Raw genomic sequence first — 26,527 nt, 5'->3', positions numbered from 1 at the left:
GCACTGCGAATGGACTTCGCGTGCCCTCCTCGGGTTCCGCAGAATTGGCATACAGAGCCGTCCGCGGACGCGATAGGGACACGCCGCAACACCCCGATGCTTTCGACCCACATCCTCAACGAAGGCTTAAATTAGCTGTGGATGAGCGAGGCGGCCGTCACAATTTCGCGGCTATCGCTTGGTTAGGCCAACAGGTCTGCGGCAAGCCCGCGCGGGCCTCGAAATCGCCGATCGAGCGCCGGGTCTTGAAGCCAGCGAGCCCATCGGCGCCGCCGACGTCGTACCCCTTTGCCTCCAGTTTTGTCTGCATCCGGGCGACGTCGCCGCGCGTCATGCGATCGGTCTTCGCCCACCGCCCTTGCAGCGATCCCGCGCCTTGCATCCTGTCGGCGACATGGCCGACGAACAGGGCGTAGAGGTCGGAGTTGTTATACGCCTTGATGACGTAGAAGTTCGGCGTCGCGATAAAGGCGGGGCCGAAGCGCCCGGCCGGCATCATCAAATGCCCCTGCTCCGTCACCTCCTGCGGCGGAAACGGACGGCCGGAGACGCGGGTCACGCCGGCGGCGACGAACTCGGCGATGGGACGGCCGCGATCCGGCCCCTCATTGGCGCAGGAAACGCTGGCCGGCACGACGGCCTCGAAGCCCCAGTCCCGGCCCGGTTGCCAGCCGCTCTGTCGCAGATAATTCGCGATCGAGGCCAACGTGTCGGGCACCGAATTCCAGATGTCCTTCTTGCCGTCGCCGTCGAAATCCACCGCCAACGCGAGGAATTTCGACGACATGAATTGCGGCTGGCCGAGCGCCCCGGCCCAGGAGGATTTCATCTGCGAGGCTTGCAGATGCCCGTCCGCGACGATTTCGAGCGCCGCGAGGAGTTCGTCCCTGAACAACGCCTTGCGCCGCGACAGATAGGCCTTGGTGCCAAGCACTTCGAAGGCGTTTTCCGGGATCTTCGCGTTGCCGAAGGCCGATTCGCGGCCCCAGATTGCGACGATGATCGGCGCCGGCACGCCGTAGCGCGCCTCGATCCTGTCGAGCACCGACTTATAGCGGGCGAGGAGCTTGCGCCCGCTCGCGGCATTGGCGGCAACGGCCCGCTCGGAGAGATAGTCGGCGCCGCTCTTGAACTCGGCCTGGAAGTTCGTCTCCGCGACGGTTTCCTTCGAGCCGGGAAGCTGGAGGTCCGGCAGCTTCAAGTTCGGCGTCACGCCCTTGAACGCCGCGTCGAACACGGCGCGCGGCACGCCCCGCGCATTGGCCGCAGGCCATATGTCGGCTTCGAGGAAGGCGCGGAAACCGTCGGTCACCGCGTCGGCGCGGGCGGGCAGCGGCGCGGCGATCAGAATGGCGAGCGTGATCAGCGGGAGGAAAAGATCGCGAAACATCGCACAAGGGTAGCCGGGTCTATGGGGCGAGCCAAGGCGCTGTGCGGCCACCGTGGAGCCGAGCGCCTCTTTCGACGTCTTCCGGATTTGAAACAGAATTGCTAATTCTGTTTCATGATCTACTCGCTTCTGCCGAGCTCGATATCTCACGCTCCTAACCATATACGCTCGAAGACAGCTTCTATCAGCCGCCGTGAACCGTTGGCCTTTTTGACACGCATCCTCATGTGCAGACGCTGATCGATCAGTCGGAAGAGGACATCGAAGGGTCTACCTGCCACCCATCCTCGCTTTCTGGTCGACCAGACGCCATTCCCCCTTGCTTCGATGTGATTCATGCTCCCCGTCACACTGACCGAGGCCGACCATCCATTGTTGGCGGTCACGTTCAGGAAGTCAGCATTCTTCGCAAACTCGATCCGACACGTCCGGCAAGCGCCAGCATTCGTCTCGACCTGCTGCCAAGGACCCAGGAACATCTGCTCTTGCGCGTCCGCAACGACGACGAACGCTAACGTCATGGCCGCGGATATGCAGATCACCGGCATCCATTTCAGCATCCTCACAACTCCATCCCGCTCGCAATTAGAGATCCTACGCAACCAGTAGCATTGCGAACGGTCGTTCAGAATTGATCAATGGCAGAAGTGACTGCTCAAAGGGCTAGTCCAAAAAGGTGTTGATGGCTTGGAGGGGGCGGGAGGGTAATGGCTGCTTGCGACCTAACGGCTCTTAGCCGAGGAAGAAAATATCGTGATCAGCCCGGCGGCCGAGGTGAAATCTGCTCGTTCACCGGATTCGGGCCCATTGCCGCAGCTCCTGCTTCCCGATGATCTTCCGATCCACAGAGAACCCCACACATCCCACGGCCCATACGCCTGGATTCAGAGCACCGCCCGCGACCGCATCGCGGCGGCGAGCGTTCCCTCATCGAGATAGTCGAGTTCGCCGCCAACCGGCACACCGTGGGCCAGCCGCGTGACCTTCACGTCGAGGCCCTCCAGCTGGTCCATCAAATAATGCGCCGTGGTCTGGCCCTCGACGGTGGCGTTGACCGCCAGCACCAGCTCCTTGACGCCGCCGCGATGCACCCGCTCGACCAGTTGCCGTATGGTCAGATCGTCCGGACCAATGCCGTCGAGCGGCGACAACACGCCGCCGAGCACGTGATAGGCCGCGTTCAGCGCCTTCGCCCGCTCCAGCGCCCAGAGATCGGACACGTCCTCGACGACGATGACCGTCGCCTGGTCGCGCGCCGTATCGAGGCAGATCGTGCAGGGATCATGCGTGTCGATATTGCCGCACGCCGAGCAGACCGTCACCTTCTCCAGCGCCTCGGCCATCGCCGTCGTCAGCGGCGCCAGCAGCTGTTCGCGGCGCTTGACGAGGTGCAGCGCCGCGCGGCGGGCCGAGCGGGGGCCGAGGCCCGGCAGCTTGGCGAGCAGCTGGATCAGCCGCTCGATCTCCGGACCCGCGATGGTTTTCGCCATGAGAAAGATGCGTCCTTTCTAGAAGGGCAGCTTCATGCCGGCGGGAAGTTCGAGCCCGGCGGTCAATTCCTGGGTCTTCTCCTGGATCGCCACGTCGAGCTTGGCCTTGGCGTCGTTGTGGGCGGCGATGACCAGATCCTCGACGATGTCCTTCTCGTCGTCCTTCAACAGCGACGGGTCGATGGCCAGCGCCTGCATCTCGCCCTTGCCGCTCAGCGTGACGGACACGACGCCGCCGCCGGACTGGCCGGTGACGGTGATCCGCGCGATGTCCTCCTGAAGGCCCGCCATCTTTTCCTGCATGGCCTTGGCCTGCTTCATCATGCCCATCAGATCTTTCATGCCGTTCTTCTCCTAATCGTCATCGTCGTCCGAACGCTCGGACGGATCGTCTAATATGTCGTCATCGGAAACCTCGGCGGAAAGGTCCGCGGCGAGATCGACCGCCGCAGCGTCGCCGCGCAGCCGGACATCCAGCACCTTGGCGCCGGGAAACGCCGCCAGCACCGCCGCCACCTCCGGATCGGCCGCCGCGTCAGATAACAGCGTATCGCGCCGCGCGGTCGCCGTTTCCTCGAGCGTCGGCTGCCCCTCGCCGCTGGAGATCGTCACGACCCAGCGCCGCCCGGTCCATTCATGCAGCTTGCGCGAAAGATCGGTGACGAGGGCGCGCGGCGCCTCCGGCGTGAGCGCCACTTCGAGACGGCCCGGCTCCAGCTTGACCAGCCGCAGATAGCGGCGGATCGACACCTGCATCAAGGAATCGCGCTTGTCCTCGGCTAGCGCCACGAGGGCTTCCAGCGACCCGATCTCGACCTCGGGCGGAGCCGTCGTCGGTGCAGGGGCGGGCGCCGCCTGACGCGACGCCTGACCAGATGGCGCGAGCGACAGGCGCGGACGGGGCGGGGCGCCATTGCCGGCAAAGGCCGTCGTTCGATCCGTCTGGCGTTCGGATGCACCCGGCGATGACTGCGCCACACCCACGACCGGCGCGGCTTGCGCGTGTGCCTGCGCACCGTCGCCGCCGCTCTTGCCGCCGGCTAGCGCCGGCAGGCCCGCAAGGCCGCCCTCGCGGATCAAGCGGACCAAGTCGTCCGGGGACGGCAGATCCGCCGCATGGGCGATCCGGATCAGCGCCATTTCCGCCGCCTGGCGCGGCGATGTCGCGTTGCGCGCCTCGTCCAGCGCCTTCAAAAGCATCTGCCAGACCTGGCCGAGGGTTCGGATCGAGAGCGTCTTGGAAAATTCGAGCCCCCTTTCCGCCTCCATCGGCGACAGCGCAGCATCCTCGGCCGCTTCCGGCACGTAGCGCAGCGTCGTCACCAGATGGGTGAAATCGGCGAGATCGGCGAGGATAACCACCGGATCAGCGCCGGCGACATATTGCTCGCGCAGCTCCGACAGCGCCGCGCGGCCATCGCCCTTCATCAACATCTGGAACAGGTCGATGATACGGACCCGGTCTGCCAACCCCAGCATGTCGCGCACGGCCTCCGCCGTGACGGCGCCGGCGCCATGAGCGATCGCCTGGTCGGTCAGCGACAGCGCGTCGCGCACCGAGCCCTCGGCCGCGCGGGCGATCAGCCGCAGCGCGTCGTCGTCGACCGCTACGGCTTCGGATTCGGCGATGCGCTGGAGATGCGCCATCAGCGTCGCCGAATCGACGCGCCTCAGATCGAAGCGCTGGCAGCGGGACAGGACCGTGATCGGAACCTTGCGAATCTCGGTGGTCGCGAAGACGAATTTCACATGTTCCGGCGGCTCCTCCAGCGTCTTCAACAGGCCGTTGAAGGCCTGGTTCGACAGCATGTGGACTTCGTCGATGATGTAGACCTTGTAGCGCGCCGAGACCGGGCGGTAGCGCACCTGGGCAATGATCTCGCGCACATCGTCGATGCCGGTGTGGGAGGCGGCGTCCATCTCGACCACGTCGACATGCCGGCCCTCCATGATCGCCTGACAGTGAACGCCGAGCCCCTGCATGTGGATCGTCGGCTGGTCGATCGCGTCGGTCTCGTAGTTCAGCGCGCGCGCCAGAATGCGCGCGGTCGTCGTCTTGCCAACGCCGCGCACGCCGGTGAGCATCCACGCCTGGGCGATGCGGCCAGTGTCGAAGGCATTGGTGAGGGTGCGCACCATCGGCTGCTGGCCGATCAGGTCGTCGAAGGAGCGCGGCCGATATTTGCGCGCCAGCACGCGATAGGGCGTTGACTGCTCCGAGGCCGTTACGGCCGGGGTATCATCGGCCATCACGCCCCCTTCCCGCCGGCCGAATGGCCAACGACGGCAAAGTGTGGACGGATGGAAAACGGCATGACGCGACCCTGGACGGAATGCGGCGGTTGGTGGGCCGTTTCTCCGACGTATGACGCCCCGACGCAAGCCATTCGATGTCGAAGCGGACGGTTCCAACGATCAGCGAGCATTCCCGGGGTGCGCCGCAAGTGCGCCCGGCGTATATCGTCTCCGCCCCCCGGTGACCAATGATTCGCGAAAGAGAATACCCATGGCACTCGCGCAATATCAGAAGATGCGCCGGCTGAGCCTGGCCGTGCTGTTGCTCGCCGCCTTCGTTCTCCTGCTTTTCGTGGGGGCCAGCGGAAACGAAGAAATCCACGACATGGTCGAGGCGATCGGTCTCGGCTTCATCGTCATCGGCATTATCGGGCGAATGTGGTGCACGCTCTATATCGGCGGCCGCAAATCGGCGGAAATCGTCACCACGGGACCCTATTCGGTCACGCGGAACCCGCTTTACGTCTTTTCCAGCATCGCGGCCGCGGGTGTCGGCGCGCAGACCGGCAGCGTCACCATCGCGCTTCTTTTTCTCGTTGGCTGCGCGGCAGCCTTCCACATCGTGATCGTGCGGGAAGAATCGTTTCTAAAAGACGAATTCGGCACATCCTACGGCCGGTATCGGGCCACCGTGCCGCGCTTTCTGCCGAAGCCGTCGCTGTTCCGGGACGAAGCGGAACTGCGGGTCCAGACGAAGCTGGTCTACCGGACCCTGACCGATGGGTTGGTCTTCTTCGTCGCCATGCCGGTCTTCGAGTTGATCGAGCTTGCGCAGGCAAGCGGATTGCTCCCGGTCTTCCTGCGGCTGCCATAGGCGCGCCGCAGCGCCGGGCCGGCCGGTGGCCGGTCCGCGTCGAACGATCGCGCTTGGCGGGAAAAGGTGGGAGGCTGGCACGATGACCCGTGCCGTGGCTCGTTGGGGCTGCTTCCTTCCGGACCTGACCCGGTTGGCGAGTGGCTCGTCCACCACCAACCTCCCGGCCTCCATATCGGCGATCGGCGCCCTAATTGCAAGACGAATGCCCTGCGAAGATAAGGATCTCAAACTATGCGAGCCTTCGAACTCGACCCTCGTCTTGCCAGGGACACGACGATGATCGGCAGGCTCGGGCTCAGCGAATTGCGCCTGATGAATGATCGCCGCTGGCCTTGGCTGCTACTGGTGCCGCAGCGCAACGGCGTCACCGAGTTCCACGACCTCACCCCACTCGACCAGACCATGCTGACCTTCGAGACCGGACTCGTTTCCAAGGCGCTGAAGAACCTCACGGGCGCCGCCAAGATCAATATCGGGGCGCTCGGCAATATCGTGCCGATGTTCCACCTGCACATCGTGGCGCGGCGCGACGGCGACCCGAACTGGCCGAGGCCGGTGTGGGGATACGGCACGGCCGAGGCCTACGAAGCAGAGGCGGCCGATCGATTTGCCGCCGATATACGGGATGCGGTGTTGCCCGCATGAAGGATGACAGCGCACAAGCGGCCGCGCAGGAACTGAGCGGACTGACCGGGTTCGCCGGAAACCGCCTGTGGCGCGACGGCGAACGGCGCAATGGCGACAGTCTGGCCGCTGCGCTGGAACATACAGACGCCCGCATCTTCCTCACCCACGACGGCCAGTGGCTCTGCCGTACCACAGACGCCTCCGCGCCGGACCCGAGTTTCGCGAAATCCGAGGCTGTCGAACGCGGCGCGAATCTGGATGATTGCGTCCTGCTCGGCTTCGACCCGGCCGGCCGGCCATCGCTCGCCGCCGCGATCGACGAGACGCCCGCCCTGACGGACGACCTTGCGTTGATCGGCCTTCGCTCCATCGCCATGCAGGCGTTCCTCGATCCCGATACCGAGGGGCAACTCGGTCAGGCAGCGCACCTTCTCGGCTGGCATGCCAAGAATCGGTTCTGCGCCCGCTGCGGCAAACCGACCGCGACGGAGGCAGCCGGCTATCGGCGTCGTTGCACCGGCTGCGGCGACGTCGTCTTCCCGCGCACGGACCCGGTGACGATCATGCTCGTCCACGATGGCGAGGGCCGTTGCGTACTCGGTCGCCAGCCGCATTTTCCAGAGAATTTCTGGTCCTGTCTCGCCGGCTTCGTCGAAGCTGGTGAAACCGTCGAAGCCGCCGTCCGGCGCGAAACCTTGGAAGAATCGGGCCTTACGGTCGGATGCGTGCGCTATCTCGCCTCGCAGCCCTGGCCGTTTCCCGGCAGCCTGATGATCGGCTGCGTCGCCCAGGCAACCAGCCGCGACATCGATTTCGACGCCGAGGAACTGGAGGCCTGTCGCTGGTTCGCCCGCGACGAGGTCCAGGCGATGCTGGAGGGCCGGCATTTTAACGCATTCGCCGTGCCGCAGCGCTTCGCCATCGCCCACCACCTGATCAAGGCCTTCGCCGACGACGTCCTCTGACGCCGTCGGTGCGGCTCAATTCTCCGGCGCTCCATTACCGTAGAGCCGCTCCGGCGCGGCCTCGTAGACGCCCATGATCTTGACGTCGTGGGTGAAGAACGACAGCTCCTCGAACGCCAGGCGAAGCGACTCGTCCTGCGGATGGCCTTCGACGTCGGCGTAGAACTGCGTGGCGATGAAATGCCCGCCGATCTGGTAGCTCTCCAGCTTGGTCATGTTGATGCCGTTGGTCGCGAAACCGCCAAGCGCCTTGTAGAGCGAGGCCGGTAGATTGCGGACCTCGAACACGAAGGTCGTCACCGTGCGCCCGCCTTGGGCGGCCCAGAGATCGGCTTCCTGTGCGCCAGGTTGCGACAGGATGACGAAGCGGGTGATGTTGTTGGCCGAATCCTCGACGTTCCGTTCGAGGATATCGAGCCCGTAACGGGTGGCTGCCAGCTCCGGCGCCAGCGCCGCCATCGTCCGGTCGCCGGCTTCCGAGACCTCCCGCGCTGCACCCGCCGTATCGCCGGAAACCACCGGCTTCCAGCCATTGCCGCGGATATATTTCCGACACTGGCCGAGCGCATGAATATGGCTCTGGACGCTGCGGATTTCGTCCCGCCCGACGCCGGGCAGGGTCATCAGCTGGAAATGGATCGGCATGAAATATTCGCCGACGATCTGCAGGCCCGAATCGGGCATCAGATGATGAATGTCCGCGACCCGTCCGGCCAGCGTATTCTCGATCGGGATCATCGCCAGCGCCGCCTCGCCGGAGCGCACGGCGTCGAACGCGTCGTCGAAGGATGGACAGGGCAGCGGCGTCATCTCCGGATGGACGACATGGCAGGCCATGTCGGAATTCGCCCCCGGTTCGCCCTGGAACGCGATTCGTTTCGTCGCAGCTTCGCTCACGCTTCAACTCCATACATGGTTCGCGCCCGGTCCAAATCGTCCTGCCCGTCGACACCCAGCGGCACCGCATCGACGATCTCCGCGTCGATACGCATGCCATCCTCGAGCGCCCGCAATTGCTCCAGCCGCTCGCGGATCTCCAGCGTCGAAGGCGGAAGCCGGACGAAACGCTCTAGGCCGGCTCGCCGGTAAGCGTAGAGACCGACATGGTGATAGAGCGGCCCCTCGCCCCAGGGCGCCGTGGCGCGGGTGAAATACAGCGCTTTCAACCGGGTCGGCCCGATCGGCGAGCCGACCAGCTTGACCACGTTGGGATTGGTCTTTTCCGCTTCGTCGCGAATCGCCACGCACAACGTCGCAACGTCGCAGCGCGGGTCCTCGAACGGCGCGAGAACCTGACGAATCGCTTCCGGCTCGATGGTCGGAAGATCGCCCTGCACATTCACCACCGTCTCAATAGCGCCGTCGGGATCGAGACGCGTCAGCGCCTCGAAGATGCGGTCGGAGCCCGACGGGTGCTCGGGCGAGGTCATCACCGCCTCGTGCCCGGCGGCCGTGACGGCGGCCCTTATCTCCTCGGCATCGGTCGCCACGACGACCCGGCCGATGCCGGCCGCCTCGGCCCGCTCGGCGACGCGCACCACCATCGGCCGACCGGCGATATCGGCGAGCGCCTTTTTCGGCAGCCGGGTGGAGCCGAGGCGCGCGGGGATGAGCACGAGAATCGTCATGGGCTCCGCATGAACCGAAAAGATTGGGCGCACGGACGCTGAAATTGCGCCCGCGCGGCGAAAAAGGCACCGAAACCGCCTCTTACAGCTGTTGCCATCAAACCGCAAAGGACCTAGGTTCCGCGCGTTTTTCGCCAGTGGATTGTGGCGGCGTCGCGCCGTCTTTGCAGAGGGACCGTCCCACCAATGAATTCCTTCGAGTTCAACAAGATCGTGGGTGCCGTACTCGCGACGATCTTCGTCCTGTTTGGCGGGAGTATCCTCGCCGAGGGGCTCTTCCACTCCGAGGCCCCCGAAACCCCCGGCTACGAGATCGTCGCGGCCGAAGCGGACGCCGGCGGCGCCGAAGGCGGCGCGGCCAAGGCCGAGGAGGCGCCGATCGCCACGCTTCTGCAGACCGCGGACGCCGAGGCCGGCGCCGAACAATTCAAGAAATGCGCCGCCTGCCACACGGCGGAAAAGGGCGGCGCCAACAAGGTCGGACCGCATCTCTGGGACGTCGTCAACCGTCCGATCGCCTCGATTTCCGATTTCGCCTATTCGGCCGGGATGACCGAGTTCTCGCAGGGTGGTTCGGTCAACTGGGATTACGAACATCTCAATGGCTTCCTGAAGAACCCGAAAGGTTACGTGTCCGGCACCGCGATGGGTTTCGCCGGCCTCAAGGATCCCGAGGCCCGCGCCGAGCTGATCGCCTATCTGCGCACGCTTGCCGACAGTCCGGCGCCGCTGCCGGAGGCGCCGGCCGAGGCCGCCGCGCCGGCAGAGGCAGCAGCCGAGGGTGCCGCCCCGGCTGAAACCGCCGCGGCCGATCCCGCGACGACGACCCAACCAGAGGCCGCGACCGCCGACGCCCAGGCCCAGGCGCCGGCGGTGACCGACACGAACGCGGCGCAGGCCGCACCTGGTGCCGAGGCCGCGCCGACCCAGGCGGCCGAGAGCGAGGCTCAGGCGCCGGCGGCGGAAAAGCCAGCCGAAGCCGCGCCTGCCGAAACCGCCGCACAGCCGGCGGCCGAATCGGCTCCCGCAGCGGAACAACCGGCCCCGCCGGAAGCCGCGGCACCAGCCGCCCCGGCAGCCGCCGCGCCAGCGCAAACGGCTTCGGTGTCCGGTGATCCCGAGGCCGGCGAAAAAGCGTTCCGCAAATGTGCGGCCTGCCATGCGGTCGGCGAAGGCGCGAAGAACAAGATCGGTCCCGAACTGAACGGCATCGTTGGCGAAAAGATCGCCGCCGTCGAGGGATACAAATTCTCCCCGGCTCTGACCGAATATGCGGCCGAGCATCCCACCTGGACGGTCGAGGAACTGACCGCCTGGCTGACCGACCCGAAGGGCACCGTGCCGGGCACGAAAATGTCCTTCGCCGGCATCAAGAAGCCGGAGGATGTCGCCGATATCATCGCCTATCTGGCGAGCTTCGACGAGAACGGCGCCCAGACCGGAAACTGACCGCCGCGCTCCAGCCGTGATGACAGACGAATCCAGGAAAGGCCCCGGTGCGCACCGGGGCCTTTTTGATGGGGCGCTGTCAGCCGACGCCCCCGATCGGTCGCAAGACGGCGTCATTCCATGACAGTGGATTCGACCCCATTGGGTTGTTTTTCTGTCTCTCGCAAACGAGGTTCGCCCACATTCAGGGCGGGTATTGCTGGGCCAAAAACCCCGATGCAACCCTTCCGCGAAACGCCGAATATCGCTGTCCAGAAGACATCAGAACGCCGGACCCTGCGACAAAACCGGAGCCGTTCTCAGCGCTGAACGCTGAGGTTTACGTAAGAGCACGTGCCACGTTTTATCGCTCAACGATCGAACCGGCCGTCCATCAGTAGCTTTCGCGCGGTGCGAGCTCGTGCATTACCCGCCCGTGCGTCCCGTTTTACTTCTTCCCAATTGCGAGGGAGGTACTCAGCGGGGAACTCTTCGAGCACGCTGCCCTGTTTATATTCGTCAATGATCTGTTGTCCCGTTCGTCGACGATATCGCTCGTCTCGTTGACGCCGAGTGACGTTTCGTCCGCGCCGGACGCGACGCTCTCGTCCGCGTTCGCGCTCTCGTCGGTCTCGACGCTGACGCCGCCGCCGCTCCCGCGCTCTTTCTCGTTGCTGTTGGCGTTCGCGCTGGCGCCGACGCCGTTGTTGGCGTCGTCGCCGTGCCCGGCGCGCCCGCGCAGCCGCACGGGCTCGGGCTACCGCTGCGGGGACCGGCATGGCGTCCCTCCTCTTAGCGCGGCCCCCAGTCGGATGTTCCGTCGGCCCAGATGATAAGGTAGTTGCGATAGGGGACGTTGTTTAATGGACCCTCGAAAGTCACTCGAATGTCGAAGCGAACGCCGTCCATGACGTTCTCCTCACACTCGTCAGCGTCTTTTTCGATTGACGTCGACTCCGCGTCTGACTCGATGATCGTGAATAGTGGTGCGGTGAACCGGTCCTTAATTCCCCACCGCTCGTTCCGCAGTCGGCACGGCGGATCGAACACGTCCCAGTCGAAAAAGAATGTCACAGAGGCCAGAGTCATCCCCAGCAAATTCTGGGCCGAGAACTTCCACGTCGTCGACCCGCCGGGCTGCGGTTCCTCAAGGCGAGCTGCGGTGAGTGTCTCGAAACTGCCCTGTTTCCTCACGTGCTGCATGTACGCTTCGAAGGCTTGCTTTGAATCCGACATAGCGCTGGGTCTCCGTGATGGCCGTGAGCTGCTTCACCTCTTATCGTTCACATCGCAGCCGCGTGGCCGCTGGGATTAACATCGCATTCGATGGAAATCGTGCCGTGCGAATAAAGTAACAATATCATCTATCGTACGTCGGTCAAGAATGTTGTACAAACCGGCCGTAGCGGCATAATGGGGGTTTATTGACTCGCCTTCGGCCTGAAATTTTGCAGTCAGCTTCAGCTGTCACTGCGGCGGCTTCCCCAGCCGATTGTATTAAGAGTTCGTCCGGAAAGTTATTCATTTCAAACAGAACCTTCGCAGCATGAAGCGGATTGACGCCAGTTTGAGGAAGGCGAGCGCGTTTCGCGACAGGTTCTCGAAGTCTTTGGACAGCCTGCGGCATCGCCCCAGCCATGCGAACGTCCGTTCGACCACCCAGCGTCTCGGCAGAACCTCAAAACCCTTGGCTGTGTCGGATCGCTTGACGATCGCGGTCGCAAGTCCGGGCATGGCTTTCTTCTGACCCTTGTCGAAGACAGGTCCCTGATAGCCGCCGTCGGCAAACAGTTTCTTCAAGAACGGATAGCGCCCGAACAGCGTCCGCAGGACCCACACACCGCCGTCGCGATCCTGGATGTCGGCCGGATGAACCAGCGCATGCAGCACAAGACCTACCGTATCGACGAGGATATGGCGCTTCCTGCCTTTGACCTTCTTGCCCGCATCATACCCGCACGGGTCAATCCGACGCCCCCTTTTTCAGCGCCTTTGACGCTCTGGCTGTCGATGATGGCCGCCGTCGGGCTGGCTTCGCGGCCCATCGCTTCGCGGCATTTCACGTAAAGTTCCTGATGAATACGACCGAGAGTGCCATCCCAGTTCCACAGGTCGAAATAGCTGAACAGTGTGCTTTTCGGCGGCAGGTCCTTCGGCAGGGCCCGCGATTGGCAGCCGGTGCTCAGAACATAAAGCAGGCCGTCGAGAACCTCCCGGACATCGACCTCACGCCTGCGGCCGCCGCGCTTGGCAGGGGGGATCAAAGGCTCGACCAGCGCCCATTCCGCATCCGTCAAATCGCTCGGATAGCGCTGACCATCCCGATTGTATTTCCCGCGGTTCACTTTCGTCCACATCGCTTCCACGCCCTGGTCGAATCAAATCGACCGCATGGAATCACAAGCGATTCATATCATTCAAATTCTTTGTGGACTGACACTTAAACCTGCAAACCAACTTGCCTAACGCTTGAGCGCCATTAGTGTAGGTGCATGTCGCCTATGCTAGCCCGAGCTGGAGCCGCCATGTGGTCTCGCCTGATTGCCGCGGCCTTCGCGGTGCTCCTGCTGTATGTCCCGGCCTTCGCTGACGTGAAGGACAAGGTTGCAGCGCTCGCGCCTTCGAGCCTGGTGCTCGTACTGGACGCAGAAGGCAACGAGTTGGTCGCGCAGAATGCCGACAAACCCTTCGTTCCCGCTTCCGTGGCCAAACTTGTCACGGCATGGCTGGCCATGGAGGTGCTCGGCGGCGACTACCGCTTCGAGACCCGCTTCTATCTGGACGACGACAGAGTGCTTTACGTGCGCGGTGGCGGCGACCCGTTTCTGGTCTCCGAAGAGCTGGCGCTGCTCGCGCCCAGGCTCCTCGCCGAAACCGGCACAGAGCCTTTCGCCGGCATCGTGCTCGACGCGAGCTATTACCCCGCCGATCTTCGTATTCCGGGTATCGAGGACACTGACGAAGCCTATGACGCGCTGAACGCGGCGCTCGCGGTTAACTTCAACACGATCAACGCTGTCCGAAACGGCAAGACCGTCCGCTCCGCCGAAGAGCAAACCCCGATCACGCCGCTCGCGATCAGCCAGTTCCGGGCACGCGCTCCCAACGGCCGGAGCCGCATCAGCCTGGCCAAAGAAGATCCCAAGGTAAGCGTGCGGTATGCCGGCGAATTGCTTGCCGCCTTCATCGAGCGCGCCGACGGCAGCATCGAGGGCGAGATCTCGGTCGGCTCCGTCCCCGCGGGACTGGAGCCGGTTTACGTGCACCGCCAGTCGCGCGATCTCTCCGAAATCTTGAGACAGATGCTCATCGGCTCGAACAACTACATCGCCAACCAGGTCTTCCTGGAGATCGGCGCCAAACGCCTGGGCGGGCCGGTCAGCCTTGAGAAGTCGCTCAAGGTCGCGCGCGCGAGCCTCGCCAAATACGACCTCGCCGAGGCCATCCAGCTAGAGGAAGGCTCCGGCATCAGCCGCAACAACAGCTTCACCGCACGAGGCCTCGCCAAGGTGCTCGACCGTTTCGCGCCCCATGCCGAACTGCTGCGCAGCACCAGGAAAGGCTCCCGGTACAAGACCGGCACCTTCTCCGGCGTTCGCACGCTGGCTGGATACGCCAGAACTTCCAGCCACGGCGACGTGCGCTTTGTCATCTCGCTGAACAGCGGGCCCGGCAAGCTGCGGTTCCGGTTGCTCGAGGCCATCGAGCGCGAACTGTAGACGAGGCGGCTGGCATTCAGGCCGCCGCCTATCCCCGCCTCGGATCGGAAACGGTCATTCGTTCTGCTCGTGACCTGACCATTGCTGGACGAAAGCCCTGACCACTCACGTCACCGATTTGCGTAGATCCTCATGTTCGAGAACCACAACGGCCCTCGGTGCCATTGATGTCCATTAAGATTTGGTCAGGTGACTTCCATCGAACGATGGCCATAAATGATCCGGATTCTTTTGGGATTCCCGGATTGTCTTGGGATTCAAAGTCACGCGATCCAACCGGAGGCCCCGCCCTTGCCACTGCCGACGCGCGCCGCCCGTCTCGCCTGCCTTGTCGCGATCGCCTTCGGGCTCGGAACCGCGCCGGCCCTTTCCCAGGACAAGACCGACGCGGCCATACCGACAGCGACGGACAGTCCGACCGCTCCGCCCGCCGCCGTTGCCGCCGCCGTCCCCGAGGCCGGGGAGTGGCAGACTTCGTCGTCGCTGATCGGCCCGTCGAAATACCCCGCCGACTTCAAGCACTATGATTACGTCAATCCCGATGCGCCGAAGGGTGGCACGCTCAATTCCGTCGCCATCGGCTCCTTCGACAGCCTCAATCCCTTCGTCGTGCGCGGCACGCCGGCGGCCGGCCTTGCCGTCTTCGGCGGCGGCATCCTCTACGATACGCTGATGGAGCAGTCGCCGGACGAGCCGGGGACGGCCCATGCGATGATCGCCGAGGCGATGCGCCACCCGGCCGACTTTTCCTCCGTGACCTTTCGATTGAACCCGAAGGCGCGCTGGCACGACGGCGAGCCGATCACCGTCGAGGACGTGATCTGGAGCTTCGAGACGCTGACGAAGCTGCATCCGCAGTGGTCGGCCTATTACAAGAACGTCACCAAGGCCGAAAAGACCGGCGAGGGCGAGGTCACCTTCACCTTCGATCAGGCCAACAATCGCGAATTGCCCCACATCATGGGCGATCTCACGGTTTTGCCGAAGCATTGGTGGGAGGCTACTGGCGCCGACGGCAAACCGCGCGACATCGGCGAGCCGTCGCTGGAAAAGCCGCTCGGCTCGGGTCCTTACAGGGTCGGCAGGGTCTCGACCGGCAAGTCGATCGAATGGGAGCGTGTTCCCGACTATTGGGGCGCCGACAACCCGACCCGTGTCGGCCGCTACAACTACGACAGCATCCGCTATGTCTACCTGCGCGATGCCAACGCGGCGTGGGAGGCCTTCAAGAAGGGCGGACTCGACGACTGGCGGCTGGAAAACATCTCCCGGCGCTGGGCCGAGGGCTACGACTTCCCGGCGGTCAAGAACGGCCAGGTGATCCGCAAGACCATCGACAATGCCCAGGTCCAGTCGATGCAGGCCTATGTGTTCAACAACCGACTGCCGAAATTCCAGGATCGGCGGGTGCGCAAGGCGCTGACGCTGGCCTACAATTTCGAGGAGATGAACCGCACGCTGTTCTTCGGCCTGTATCAGCGGATCGACAGCTATTTCGACAACAGCGAACTGTCCGCGACCGGTCTGCCGAGCGAGCGCGAGCTGAAGTATCTCGAGCCGCTGAAGGGCCAGATTCCCGACGAGGTCTTCACCGATGAGTTCACGCTGCCGGTCTATGGTGACGCAACCTCGGCGCGCAATTATCTGCGCGAGGCTCTGGGCCTCCTCAAGGAAGCCGGCTACGAGCTGAAGGGCACCACGCTGGTCGACGCCAAGACGGGCGACCCCCTCACCGTCGAGTTCCTCGGCAACGACCCCTCGGACAACCGGGTGCTGGAGCCCTTCGCGCGCCAATTGAAGCGTCTCGGCATCGAGACCAATGTCCGCATCGTCGACACCAACCAGTATATCGAGCGGATGAACAATTTCGATTTCGAGGCCGTCGGCATGCGCTATCCGGGCCAGTCGCTGTCGCCCGGCAACGAGCAGCGCGACTTCTGGAGCACGGTCGCCGCCGACGCGCCCGGCAGCCGCAACTATGCCGGCATCAAGAACCCGGCGATCGACCAGCTCATCAATGACATCGTCTACGCGCCGAGCCGAGACGATCTCGTCGCCGCGACGCGCGCCCTCGATCGGGTCATGCTGTGGGAATATTATGTCGTGCCGCAGTGGTACAAATCCGAGGACTGGCTGGCCTATTGGGACAAGTTCGGCATGCCCGAGAAGCAGCCGGCCTATTCCGGCATCGATTCCTTTTCCTGGTGGATCAAGGCGGCCGAGAAAGACACGGCGTCGGCAAACTGATGGCCACCGCGCTGAGCCGCCTCACCCGCCGCCGCTTCGGCCAATTGGCGCTGGCCGCCGGCGCCACCACCGTCCTGCCGCGAACGCTCTTCGCCGAGGTGGCGACGGAAACACCGCTGCACGGCCTATCGGCCTTTGGCGAGCTGAAATACGGCCCGGACTTCACCCATTTCGACTATGCGAGTCCCGAGGCGCCGCAGGGCGGCCAGATGAACCTCGCCGTATCGAACTGGACCCTCAATCAGTCGCCCTCGACCTTCGACACGCTCAACACCTTCGTGCTGCAGGGCAACGCGCCGCCGCGCATGGAGAGCCTTTACGATGCGCTCATGGTGTCGTCGCTCGACGAGCCCGATGCGATCTACTGTGCCCTCGCCGAGAGCGTCACGGTCTCGAAGGATCGCAACAGCTTCACCTTCAAGCTGCGGCCGGAGGCCAAGTTCTCGACCGGCGAGCCGGTCACCGCCGCCGACGTCGTCTTCACCTACGAGACGCTGAAGGAACTCGGTCATCCCAGCCTGCAAGTCGTGCTGCGGGCGGTGAGCGAGATCGTCGCGGACGACGCGCGGACGGTTCGGATCGGCTTTTCCGGCGAACAGAGCTATCAGGACGCACTGAACGCGTTCGGTATCCCGGTCGTCCCGCGCGCATTCTTCGAGGATAAGGAATTCGACCGCGTGAGCGGCGAGGCGATCCCCGGCAGCGGCCGCTTCGAGATCGCCCGTTCCGAATTCGGCCGCTTCATCGAATATCGCAAGCGCGACGACTACTGGGCGAAGGATCTGCCCTTCGCCAGGGGTCTCGACCACTTCGACATGCTGCGCATCGATTTCTTCCGCGACCGGCAGCCGGCGCTGGAAGCGTTCAAGAAGGGCATCATCACCTTCCGCGAGGAGTTCACCACCAAGGACTGGGCGACGGAGTACGATTTTCCGGCGGTGACGAGCGGCGCGGTGGTGAAACGGGAGTTCCCCGGCGAGGAGCGGCCGAAATTCCAGTGCTGGGCGCTCAATCAGCGGCGGACGCGCTTCGCCGACAGCCGGGTGCGCCATGCGATCAACATGTGCTTCGACTTCGAGTGGACCAACGCGAACCTTCTGTTCGGCCAGCGCATTCATTCCAACTCGCCCTTCCAGGGCTCGGAATTCGTCGCCGAAGGCAAGCCATCAGAGACAGAGCTTGCGCTTCTGGAGCCGCTGCGGGGTGAAATACCGGACGACGTCTTCGGCGAGGTTTGGGTCCAGCCGGTCAGCGATGGCAGCGGCCGCGATCGTGTGATGCTGCGCGAGGCCACCCGGCTTTTCGCCGAGGCCGGCTGGACGCGCCAGGGCAACCGGCTGGTCAACGAAGCGGGCGAAGCGTTTCGCCTGGAGTTCATGACCCAAGGCCAGGAACAGCAGCGCGTCTACGCAAAATTCATGGAAACGTTGCGCATGATTGGCATCGACGCCTCGACCCGGCTCGTCGACGCAGCGCAATATCAGGATCGGGTGAACCGCTTCGACTTCGACATGATCCTCGCCGCTTTCAGCCTCAGCGCGACCCCGACCCGCGAGAGTCTCACGCTGTTCTTCGGCAGCGAAGCGGCGGACCGTCCGGGCGCCTACAATTATCCCGGCATGACGAGCAAGACGGTTGATGCGCTGCTGGCGAAGGCGGGCTCGGCCAACAGCCGCGACGATCTGGTGACGGCGATGCTCGCCCTCGACCGGGTGCTGCGCTGGCGCCTCGACTGGCTGCCGAACATCAATGCAAATGTTCACCGCGCGGCCTTCTGGAACATCTTCGGCTTCAAGGACACCAAGCCGGACTATGGCTGGCCGGTGGAAAGCCTTTGGTGGTTCGACAAGGAAAAGGCCAAGGCGATCGGCCGCGCCTGAGAATTCCGGCCCGTCGCGCCGCGGCGGGGCCGCGTTTTGCGATCCCCGCAAGGCGGGCTATCAAGATCAACCACGTCGTTCGGTCGCGAATCGGCCGGCTCGCCTGACATCTCGGAGACGATTCCCCGCACATGGGCGCCTATATTCTTCGCCGCATCTTGCTGATGATCCCGACGCTGATCGGCATCATGGCGATTTCCTTCGCCGTCATCCAGTTCGCCCCCGGCGGACCGGTCGAACAGGTCATCGCCAGCCTGCAGGGTGAGGCCGGCGGCGCCACCGACCGCGTCTCCGGCGGCGGCGGCGATTTCGGCAGCGGCCAGGGCGGCGGCGAAAACTCCGGTTACCGTGGCGCACAAGGCCTCGACCCGGAATTCATCGCCCGGCTAGAAAAACAATTCGGCTTCGACAAGCCGCCGCTGGAACGCTTCGGCAAGATGCTGTGGGACTATAGCCGTTTCGATTTCGGCGAGAGCTATTTCCGGTCGATCTCGGTGCTCGAACTGATCCTGGAAAAGATGCCGGTGTCGATCTCGCTCGGTATCTGGATCACGCTTCTATCCTATCTGATTTCGATCCCGCTCGGCATTCGCAAGGCCTTGAAGGACGGCTCCGCCTTCGACGTCTGGACGTCGGGCGTCGTCATCGTCGCCTATGCGATCCCCGGCTTCCTGTTCGCCGTGATCCTGATCGTGCTGTTCGCCGGCGGCTCGTTCTACGACTGGTTCCCGCTGCGCGGCCTTCTCTCGGACGGCGTGCGCGGCGACTGGTGCGCGCCGTGGTCGCCGGCCTTCGATCTGCCGAACTGCGCTACTCGGACAGTCCCCGACTATTTCTGGCATCTGACGCTGCCGCTGATCGCGATGTCGCTGTCGGCCTTCGCCACGACGACGCTGCTCACCAAGAACTCGTTCCTCGACGAGATCCGCAAGCAATATGTGACGACGGCGCGGGCCAAGGGGCTGTCGGAGCGGCGCGTCCTTTACGGTCACGTCTTTCGCAATGCCATGCTGATCATCGTCGCCGGATTTCCCGGCGCGTTCATCTCGGCATTCTTCGCCGGCTCGCTGCTGATCGAGACGATCTTCTCGCTCGACGGTCTCGGCCTGCTCGGCTTTGAATCGATCTACAAGCGCGACTACCCGGTGGTCTTCGCGACGCTCTATATCTTTTCCCTGATCGGTCTGGTGACGACGCTGATTTCCGACCTCACCTATACCTGGATCGATCCCCGCATCGACTTCGAAAAGCGGGAGGTCTGATATGGATGACGCTCTCAAAGACCGCCTGGAGGAGAACCGGCACCAGCCAGATGCTGCGACCGAGGCCGCTCGCATCGCCGAGGAGCAGACCAGCGGCATCGCCCAGATGGCGCCGGAGTCGGAATTCGTCCGGCGACCGCGCCTGTCGCCGCTGAACCAGCGGCGCTGGCAGAACTTCAAGGCAAACCGACGCGGCTACTGGTCGCTGTGGATCTTCGCCTTCCTCTTCATCGTCACGCTGTTCGCCGAGTTCGTCGCCAACGACAGGCCGCTGTTGGTCGAATACAAGGGCGAGTTCTACTATCCGGTCGTGGTCGACTACCCCGAGGAGGTGTTCGGCGGCTTCCTGCCGGTCACCAACTATCGCGACCCCTTCGTGCAGGACGAGATCGCCGCCAACGGCTGGGCGATCTGGCCGCCGATCCGCTATTCCTTCCAGAGCGTCAACAACGAGATCCCGACGCCGGCGCCCTCCGCCCCCTCCTGGACCTTCTCGAAGGAGGAACGCTGCCAGCGCTATCCTCTCGGCGTCGACGACCCGAATTGCAGCTTCGGCAACATGAACTGGCTCGGCACCGACGACCAGGCACGGGACGTCGCGGCGCGGCTGATCTACGGCTTCCGGATCTCCGTGCTGTTCGGCCTGATCCTGACCGCCGCCTCGGCGGTGATTGGCGTCGCGGCCGGCGCCGTCCAGGGCTATTTCGGCGGCTGGATCGACCTTCTGTTCCAGCGCTTCATCGAGATCTGGTCGTCGATCCCGGTGCTGTATCTTCTGCTGATCATCGCCGCGATCCTGCCGCCCGGCTTCTGGATCCTGCTCGGCATCATGCTTTTGTTCTCCTGGGTCGCCTTCGTCGGCGTCGTGCGGGCGGAATTTCTCAGGGCGCGCAATTTCGAGTATGTCAACGCGGCGCGGGCGCTCGGGGTCGGCGACTGGACGATCATCACCCGCCACCTTCTGCCGAATGCGATGGTGGCGACGCTGACCTTCCTGCCGTTCATCCTCAACGGCTCGATCACCACGCTGACCTCGCTCGACTTCCTCGGCTTCGGCCTGCCGCCGGGCTCGCCGTCGCTCGGCGAATTGCTGGCCCAGGGCAAGAACAACCTGCAGGCGCCCTGGCTCGGCTTTTCCGGCTTCCTCGTGATATCCTTGATGCTCTCGCTGCTGGTCTTCGTCGGCGAGGCGGTGCGCGACGCCTTCGATCCGCGCAAGAGTTTCGGATGAGACGATAAGGATTGGCGAAAAATGAATGAGGTTCGTCGCAAGACAATTGAACATGTGCCGACGGGTCATCTTCCAGCCGATATGCGGGAAGGACTGGCACCGAACGCGCTTTTGACCGTCACCATCGTAGAAGAGGTGGCGGAACGCTCCGATTCGTCCGAAAAATTGCCGAAATATCTCCGCTACTGGGGGATCGCAGCGCACAAGAATACGAGCGTCGCAGAAGCCGTGACCCGTATCCGCAAACTTCGGGACGAATGGGATTGATGGACCATCCGTCGGTTTATCTTGATACCAACATCGTCATCAGATTGATCGAGTATCGCGATGAAGAGGTTCAGGCTTTCTTGCGAAGTGTCCATGCGCGTAATGGCATGGTCGTAAGCAGCGAGGTAACGCTCGCGGAAGTGTTGGTGCTCCCAATCAAAGACCGGGATCATGAACTTGTCGCACACTATGAAGGTTTCTTAACGACCGGAGATGGTATCGTCATTGTCCCCGTAGGTCGCACTGTGCTGAGGAGATGCGCTGAACTGCGCGCTGAGTTCGGTGGTCGGACACCGGATGCGATACACGTCGCATCCGCGATCGAAGCCGAATGCCAATATTTCCTGACGGCCGATCGACGAATTCGAGCCCCAACAACATTGGAGATGCTGGACATCGGCACACTGCCGGATTGGAACACCTTACCTTGAGCCACGATCACAACCATTCGCACGGCTTCACCGGCCACACCGCCGGAGCCAATGAGACGCGGATCGGCATCGCCGCGCTGCTGACCGGCCTGTTCATGGTCGCCGAGGTGGTCGGCGGCCTGATCTCGGGCTCGCTGGCGCTGCTCGCCGACGCCGCGCACATGCTGACCGACTTCGCCGCGCTCGGCCTCGGCTGGTTTGCCTTCCGGCTCTCGCGGCGGCCCAGCGACGAGCGCCGCACCTTCGGTTATCACCGCTTCGAGGTGCTGGTCGCCTTCGTCAACGGCCTGGCGCTGTTCGTCATCGCCGGCTTCATCGTCGTCGAGGCAGTCGATCGCCTGCGCTCGCCCGGCGACATTCTCGGCGGCACCATGCTTGTCGTCGCGATCGGCGGGCTGATCGTCAACATCGTCGTCTTCGCGATCCTGCACGGCGCCGACCGCGACAACCTCAACATCCGCGGCGCGGTTCTGCACGTGCTCGGCGATATGCTCGGCTCGGTCGCGGCGATCGTCGCGGCGGTTGTGATCCTTGCCACCGGCTGGACGCCGATCGATCCGATTCTGTCGGTGCTCGTGGCCGCTCTCGTCCTCGTCTCGGCGTGGCGGCTCGTGCGCGATGCCGGTCATGTGCTCCTCGAAGGCGCGCCCGAAGGGCTCGACATGGCCGACGTCGAGCCGCATCTGGTGGAGAGCGTCGCGGGACTGCGCGAGGTCCATCACGTCCACGCCTGGTCGATCACGCCGGAGCGGCGCATGGCGACCCTCCACGCCTGCATCGAGGAAGCGGCGGACGGCACGGTGGTGACACGCGCGATCAAGATGGAATTAAAGCGCCGCTTTGCGATCGGCCATGCCACGGTCGAGATCGAGCGCGATTGCTGCGCGGACCATGACCATGCGCACCCGCACGCCGACGCCCATTTGAAGGATCGATCCGCTTGAGCCCGATCACCGCCGCAACGGCCACTTCCCGCGACCCGCTCCTGTCCGTGGAGAATCTCTCGGTCGCCTTCCACCAGGGCGGCAAGACGCAGATTGCCGTCGACGATATCTCGTTTTCGATCGGCAAGGGCGAGACGCTGGCGCTGGTCGGCGAATCCGGCTCCGGCAAGTCGGTCTCGGCACTGTCGATCCTCAAGCTCTTGCCCTACCCCTCCGCCAGCCACCCCGGCGGCGCCGTGATGTTCGACGGCGAAAACCTCATCGACGATGACGAGCGCGATCTGCGGAAGGTGCGCGGCAATCGGATCTCGATGATCTTCCAGGAGCCGATGTCCTCGCTCAATCCGCTGCACACGATCGAGCGGCAGATCGGCGAGATCCTGAAGATCCATCGCGGCCTGCGCGATCAAGCGGCGCGCGAGCGCACGCTGGAGCTGATGCGCCAGGTCGGCATCCGCGATCCGGAAAAGCGGCTCGGCGCCTATCCGCACCAATTGTCGGGCGGCCAGCGTCAGCGCGTGATGATCGCCATGGCGCTCGCCAACGAGCCGGACCTGCTCATCGCCGACGAGCCGACGACGGCGCTCGACGTGACGGTGCAGGCGCAGATCCTGGAGCTCTTGAAGAACCTCCAGGCCGAGCGGCGCATGGCGATGCTGTTCATCACCCATGACCTCGGCATCGTCCGCAAGATCGCCGATCGGGTCTGCGTGATGTATCAGGGCAAGATCGTCGAGGAAGGGCCGACCGAGCGGATTTTCGCCGATCCCCAGCACGCCTACACGAAACATCTTCTCGCGGCCGAACCGAAGGGCCGCCCCCCCGCCGCCAACGCCAACGCGCCGGTGGTGATGGAAGCGGAAAACCTCAAGGTCTGGTTTCCGATCAAGACCGGATTCTTCCGCCGCACCACCGACCATGTGAAGGCCGTCGACGGCATCGACATCACTGTGCGCGCCGGCCAGACCGTCGGCGTCGTCGGCGAGTCGGGCTCGGGCAAGACGACGCTCGGCCTGGCGCTGTGCCGAATGATCTCGTCCGAAGGCGAAATCCGCTTCGAGGGGGAGCGCATCGACGAACGCTCGTTCAAGGCGATGAAGCCGCTGCGCGAGAAGCTGCAGATCGTCTTCCAGGACCCGTTCGGTTCGCTGTCGCCGCGCATGAGCATCGCCGACATCGTCGCCGAGGGCCTGGCGATCCACGAAAAGCGGCTGACGCCCGCCGAGCGCGACGCCCGCGTCGTCGCCGCCCTGGATGAGGTCGGGCTCGACCCGGCGACGCGCTTCCGGTTTCCGCACGAATTTTCCGGCGGCCAGCGCCAGCGCGTCGCCATTGCGCGCGCGATGGTGCTCAACCCGCGCTTCGTCATGCTGGACGAGCCGACCTCGGCGCTCGACATGAGCGTCCAGGCACAGGTCGTCGACCTCCTGCGCGACCTGCAGAAGAAGCATGACCTCGCCTATCTCTTCATCAGCCACGATCTGAAGGTCGTGCGGGCACTTGCCAACGAGGTCATCGTCATGCGCAACGGCGTCGTCGTCGAGCGCGGCCCGGCCGAGGACATCTTCGACCGGCCGCAGACCGATTACACCAAGGCGCTGATGGCGGCGGCCTTCGACATCGCCGCCGTGCCGACCGAGGTCCTATCCCAGTGACCAAAGGCCATTACCGCGATCAACTCGCCGACCAGCATCTGGATTTCCGGGTCATCGAGACCGAGACCCTGCATAACGGCTTTCGGCCGCTCCAGGCGACGACGCTCCATCACGAACGTTTCGACGGCGAAGGCGAGCTGGGACCGCTGCGGCGGGAATATCTCGCCACCGGCGAGGTCGTCATCGTCATCCCATACGATCCCGCGCGGGACGCCATCGTCGTCATTCGCCAGTTCCGCATCGCCGCCGCGCTGGTGCTCGATCTGGCGGCGGCGCTGGAATTGCCGGCTGGCATCGTCGATCCGGGCGAGGACGGCGAGGCGGCCGCCCTGCGGGAGCTTCACGAGGAAACCGGCCTCACAGCTCAGGCGATCGAGCGCTGTTACCGGATCCTGTCGTCGCCCGGCCTGACCACCGAGCACGCGACGATCTTTCTAGCCATCGTGGATGCGTCGGACCTCACCGAATCGGCCGGCAAGGACGGCGAGCATGAGGACATCCGTCCGATCCTCGCCAAGGTTGACGACTTGATCGCCGCCGTCGACGACGGCCGCATCGAAAACGCCTTCCTGGTCGGCTGCGCCCATTGGTTCGCCCGCAAGGGGCGTGCGCGGGCGCAGGTGCTGTCCGGAACACTCGACAGAGAGGACGAGCCTTGACCATTCTCCTGTCCGTCACCGGTTTCGATCCGATGCGCTGGCGGGCGGCACTCGAAGCGGCCGGCGGCGATCGCCCGATCGTGCTGGAGCCACAACAAAGCAGCGCCGATACCGCGATCGACTACGCCGTCGTCTGGAAGCAGCCGCCGGGGCTCCTGGAAAACCTGCCCAACCTCAAGGCGATCTTCTCGCTCGGCGCGGGGGTCGATCATATTTTCGCGGACAAGCGGCTGCCGGACGTGCCGGTGGTGCGGATCGTCGCCGAGGATCTGTCGAGCCGGATGAGCGAATATATCGTCTGGCGCGTGCTCGATCATTTCCGCCGCGGTCGCGCCTATCGCAGCCAGCAGGCGCAGAAGATCTGGCACGAGCGGATGCAGCCGGCGGCCCGCGAAATCACCGTCGGCTTCATGGGCTTCGGCGAACTCGGCCAGGACGCCGCCGGCAAGCTGAAACCGCTGGGCTTCCGCATCGCCGGCTGGAGCCGCACGCAAAAGACGGTCGCGGGCGCCGAAACTTTCGCGGGCCAGGCCGGGCTCGACGGTTTTCTCGCCGCGACCGACATTCTCGTGGTGCTGCTGCCGCTGACCGCCGAGACACGCGGCATCATCGATGCCGGCCTGTTGTCGCGCCTGAAGCGGCAGACGCCGCTCGGCGGCCCGGTCCTGATCAATGCCGGCCGTGGTGGCCTGCAGAACGAAGCGGCGATCCTCGACGCGCTTGATCAGGACATCCTGTTGGAAGCCTCGCTCGACGTCTTCAACGTCGAGCCGCTGCCCGCGTCAAGCCCACTCTGGACCCATCCGCGCGTCTTCGTCACGCCCCACGCCGCCGCCATCTCCGATCCCGATGCGTTGGCCCCGGAGGTCATGCGTCAGATCGCGGCGCATGAGCGCGGCGAGAAGCTGCGCGGCGTGGTCGATCGCGCGGCGGGCTACTGAACCCGCGCCGCGGCGGCGGCGTCATGTCCGCTCGATCCTGGATCCAGAAACAGTCGAGGACCCGATCGGGTGATCGGATCCTCGGCATCGTTCATTGAGGAATGGGCCTTCGAACCGGGGGATGACGGCGGACGCCGCCGATCATCCAGGTTGGAAAGAGGANGATCGGGTGATCGGATCCTCGGCATCGTTCATTGAGGAATGGGCCTTCGAACCGGGGGATGACGGCGGACGCCGCCGATCATCCAGGTTGGAAAGAGGATCAGAACTCCTCCCAGCTGTCGGATTCGGCCTTGGGGGCACGGGCGGCACCGCCCGTTCCGGTGGTCTTCATCTGCGGCACGCCGCGCGACGGCGTGGCGGAACGGCCAGATTGAGCAGGATTGGAACGCGACCGCGAGGCCTGGCCCCGCCCGGTGCCGGTCGAGCCGGCGGTCTTGAACTGCGCCATCGCATTGGCCAGGTCCTCGGTTTCGTTGGACAAGGTCTGGCTCGCCGCCGTCGCCTCTTCCACCATCGCCGCGTTCTGCTGCGTCACCTTGTCCATCTGGTCGGCCGCCCCGGAGACTTCCCTGAGGCTGGTCGCCTGCTCCTTGGCGCTCACCGCGATGGTCGAAATCAGCTCGGCCATCGAACTGACCTCGGCGACGA

The 26,527-nt window shown here is 64.3% G+C and carries 25 protein-coding genes, 1 other RNA gene and 1 pseudogene; 15 read left to right on the top strand and 12 right to left on the bottom strand.

Features of this window, described 5'->3' with window-relative positions; translation table 11 throughout:
* Positions 1-157: 157 nt before the first annotated feature.
* From VQ044_RS15805 to VQ044_RS15785, 5 genes are all read right to left on the bottom strand, one after another.
* The gene (locus tag VQ044_RS15805) at positions 158-1,390 is read right to left on the bottom strand and encodes a lytic murein transglycosylase (RefSeq protein WP_327648060.1); all 1,233 of its coding nucleotides are present in this window, start codon (positions 1,388-1,390) and stop codon (positions 158-160) included.
* 146 nt (positions 1,391-1,536) lie between these two features.
* Positions 1,537-1,950, bottom strand: coding sequence for a hypothetical protein (locus VQ044_RS15800; RefSeq protein ID WP_327648062.1), 414 nt, complete (start codon positions 1,948-1,950; stop codon positions 1,537-1,539).
* 324 nt (positions 1,951-2,274) lie between these two features.
* Entirely contained in the window at positions 2,275-2,880 is a 606-nt protein-coding gene (gene recR, locus VQ044_RS15795; RefSeq protein WP_327648063.1) for a recombination mediator RecR, read from the bottom strand.
* A gap of 18 nt (positions 2,881-2,898) precedes the next feature.
* The gene (locus tag VQ044_RS15790; protein WP_206455228.1) at positions 2,899-3,222 is read right to left on the bottom strand and encodes a YbaB/EbfC family nucleoid-associated protein; all 324 of its coding nucleotides are present in this window, start codon (positions 3,220-3,222) and stop codon (positions 2,899-2,901) included.
* Between the two features lie 12 nt (positions 3,223-3,234).
* Positions 3,235-5,130, bottom strand: coding sequence for a DNA polymerase III subunit gamma/tau (locus tag VQ044_RS15785; protein WP_327648067.1), 1,896 nt, complete (start codon positions 5,128-5,130; stop codon positions 3,235-3,237).
* 256 nt (positions 5,131-5,386) lie between these two features.
* Between VQ044_RS15785 and VQ044_RS15780 the strand changes: the two genes are divergently transcribed.
* Positions 5,387-5,989, top strand: a complete 603-nt coding sequence (locus VQ044_RS15780) for a methyltransferase family protein (protein WP_327648068.1) — start codon at positions 5,387-5,389, stop codon at positions 5,987-5,989.
* A 66-nt stretch (positions 5,990-6,055) separates the two neighbouring features.
* Here VQ044_RS15780 and ffs read toward each other — a convergent pair.
* An RNA gene (gene ffs, locus VQ044_RS15775) (signal recognition particle sRNA small type) lies at positions 6,056-6,153 on the bottom strand.
* A 70-nt stretch (positions 6,154-6,223) separates the two neighbouring features.
* On the opposite strand from ffs, the gene VQ044_RS15770 reads away from it, so the two are divergent.
* Positions 6,224-6,637: an HIT family protein gene (locus tag VQ044_RS15770; protein WP_327648070.1), complete on the top strand. Its 414-nt coding sequence runs from the start codon at positions 6,224-6,226 to the stop codon at positions 6,635-6,637.
* The gene (gene nudC, locus VQ044_RS15765) at positions 6,634-7,584 is read left to right on the top strand and encodes an NAD(+) diphosphatase (protein ID WP_327648072.1); all 951 of its coding nucleotides are present in this window, start codon (positions 6,634-6,636) and stop codon (positions 7,582-7,584) included. The genes VQ044_RS15770 and nudC overlap by 4 nt, the downstream gene beginning before the upstream one ends.
* A 15-nt stretch (positions 7,585-7,599) precedes the next feature.
* Here the strand turns inward: nudC and VQ044_RS15760 are convergent, their stop codons facing one another.
* Both VQ044_RS15760 and VQ044_RS15755 read right to left on the bottom strand, forming a co-directional pair.
* Positions 7,600-8,421 (bottom strand): prephenate dehydratase, encoded by an 822-nt coding sequence (locus tag VQ044_RS15760; RefSeq protein WP_442872933.1) that lies wholly within the window; start codon positions 8,419-8,421, stop codon positions 7,600-7,602.
* Between the two features lie 56 nt (positions 8,422-8,477).
* On the bottom strand, positions 8,478-9,212 hold the full coding sequence (locus VQ044_RS15755) for a 3-deoxy-manno-octulosonate cytidylyltransferase (protein ID WP_327648075.1): 735 nt from the start codon (positions 9,210-9,212) through the stop codon (positions 8,478-8,480).
* 186 nt (positions 9,213-9,398) lie between these two features.
* Between VQ044_RS15755 and VQ044_RS15750 the strand changes: the two genes are divergently transcribed.
* Positions 9,399-10,661, top strand: coding sequence for a c-type cytochrome (locus VQ044_RS15750; RefSeq protein ID WP_327648076.1), 1,263 nt, complete (start codon positions 9,399-9,401; stop codon positions 10,659-10,661).
* Between the two features lie 427 nt (positions 10,662-11,088).
* Here the strand turns inward: VQ044_RS15750 and VQ044_RS15745 are convergent, their stop codons facing one another.
* The 3 genes from VQ044_RS15745 to VQ044_RS15735 form a co-directional block, all read right to left on the bottom strand.
* Positions 11,089-11,388, bottom strand: coding sequence for a hypothetical protein (locus tag VQ044_RS15745; protein WP_327648078.1), 300 nt, complete (start codon positions 11,386-11,388; stop codon positions 11,089-11,091).
* Between the two features lie 44 nt (positions 11,389-11,432).
* Positions 11,433-11,876, bottom strand: coding sequence for a hypothetical protein (locus VQ044_RS15740; protein ID WP_327626141.1), 444 nt, complete (start codon positions 11,874-11,876; stop codon positions 11,433-11,435).
* 285 nt (positions 11,877-12,161) lie between these two features.
* A protein-coding gene (locus VQ044_RS15735; protein WP_442872931.1) for an IS5 family transposase occupies positions 12,162-12,997 on the bottom strand; the annotation gives its coding sequence in 2 pieces (ribosomal slippage) (positions 12,162-12,586 and positions 12,586-12,997; 837 coding nt in all).
* A gap of 168 nt (positions 12,998-13,165) precedes the next feature.
* Between VQ044_RS15735 and VQ044_RS15730 the strand changes: the two genes are divergently transcribed.
* The 11 genes from VQ044_RS15730 to VQ044_RS15680 all read left to right on the top strand — a co-directional run bounded on the left by VQ044_RS15730 (position 13,166) and on the right by VQ044_RS15680 (position 25,876).
* Positions 13,166-14,359: a D-alanyl-D-alanine carboxypeptidase/D-alanyl-D-alanine-endopeptidase gene (locus tag VQ044_RS15730; protein WP_327648080.1), complete on the top strand. Its 1,194-nt coding sequence runs from the start codon at positions 13,166-13,168 to the stop codon at positions 14,357-14,359.
* A gap of 291 nt (positions 14,360-14,650) precedes the next feature.
* Complete coding sequence (locus VQ044_RS15725; protein WP_327648082.1) at positions 14,651-16,606, top strand: extracellular solute-binding protein; 1,956 nt, start codon at positions 14,651-14,653, stop codon at positions 16,604-16,606.
* Positions 16,606-18,486 carry an extracellular solute-binding protein gene (locus VQ044_RS15720; RefSeq protein ID WP_327648083.1) on the top strand — a complete coding sequence of 627 codons (1,881 nt, stop codon included), beginning with the start codon at positions 16,606-16,608 and terminating at the stop codon, positions 18,484-18,486. The genes VQ044_RS15725 and VQ044_RS15720 overlap by 1 nt, the downstream gene beginning before the upstream one ends.
* A 131-nt stretch (positions 18,487-18,617) precedes the next feature.
* Positions 18,618-19,748 carry a microcin C ABC transporter permease YejB gene (locus VQ044_RS15715; RefSeq protein ID WP_327626136.1) on the top strand — a complete coding sequence of 377 codons (1,131 nt, stop codon included), beginning with the start codon at positions 18,618-18,620 and terminating at the stop codon, positions 19,746-19,748.
* A 106-nt stretch (positions 19,749-19,854) separates the two neighbouring features.
* Positions 19,855-20,979, top strand: coding sequence for an ABC transporter permease (locus tag VQ044_RS15710; protein ID WP_327626144.1), 1,125 nt, complete (start codon positions 19,855-19,857; stop codon positions 20,977-20,979).
* Positions 20,980-21,000: 21 nt separating this feature from the next.
* Positions 21,001-21,246, top strand: coding sequence for a hypothetical protein (locus VQ044_RS15705; protein ID WP_327626135.1), 246 nt, complete (start codon positions 21,001-21,003; stop codon positions 21,244-21,246).
* Positions 21,246-21,677, top strand: a complete 432-nt coding sequence (locus VQ044_RS15700) for a type II toxin-antitoxin system VapC family toxin (protein ID WP_327626134.1) — start codon at positions 21,246-21,248, stop codon at positions 21,675-21,677. The genes VQ044_RS15705 and VQ044_RS15700 overlap by 1 nt, the downstream gene beginning before the upstream one ends.
* On the top strand, positions 21,674-22,621 hold the full coding sequence (locus VQ044_RS15695; protein ID WP_327648084.1) for a cation diffusion facilitator family transporter: 948 nt from the start codon (positions 21,674-21,676) through the stop codon (positions 22,619-22,621). The genes VQ044_RS15700 and VQ044_RS15695 overlap by 4 nt, the downstream gene beginning before the upstream one ends.
* A complete protein-coding gene (locus VQ044_RS15690) occupies positions 22,618-24,276 on the top strand; it encodes an ABC transporter ATP-binding protein (RefSeq protein ID WP_327648085.1) in 1,659 nt (552 codons plus the stop codon). Before VQ044_RS15695 ends, VQ044_RS15690 begins: the two co-directional genes overlap by 4 nt.
* Positions 24,273-24,935, top strand: coding sequence for an NUDIX domain-containing protein (locus tag VQ044_RS15685; RefSeq protein WP_327648087.1), 663 nt, complete (start codon positions 24,273-24,275; stop codon positions 24,933-24,935). Before VQ044_RS15690 ends, VQ044_RS15685 begins: the two co-directional genes overlap by 4 nt.
* A 32-nt stretch (positions 24,936-24,967) precedes the next feature.
* Positions 24,968-25,876 carry a 2-hydroxyacid dehydrogenase gene (locus VQ044_RS15680; protein ID WP_327648090.1) on the top strand — a complete coding sequence of 303 codons (909 nt, stop codon included), beginning with the start codon at positions 24,968-24,970 and terminating at the stop codon, positions 25,874-25,876.
* A 262-nt stretch (positions 25,877-26,138) separates the two neighbouring features.
* Here the strand turns inward: VQ044_RS15680 and VQ044_RS15675 are convergent.
* Positions 26,139-26,527: pseudogene (locus tag VQ044_RS15675) on the bottom strand (methyl-accepting chemotaxis protein); the annotation flags it as partial.

This window comes from Aurantimonas sp. C2-5-R2, assembly GCF_036549495.1.
GTDB lineage: Bacteria > Pseudomonadota > Alphaproteobacteria > Rhizobiales > Rhizobiaceae > Aurantimonas > Aurantimonas coralicida_A.
This window is presented reverse-complemented; position numbering and strand designations above follow the sequence as displayed.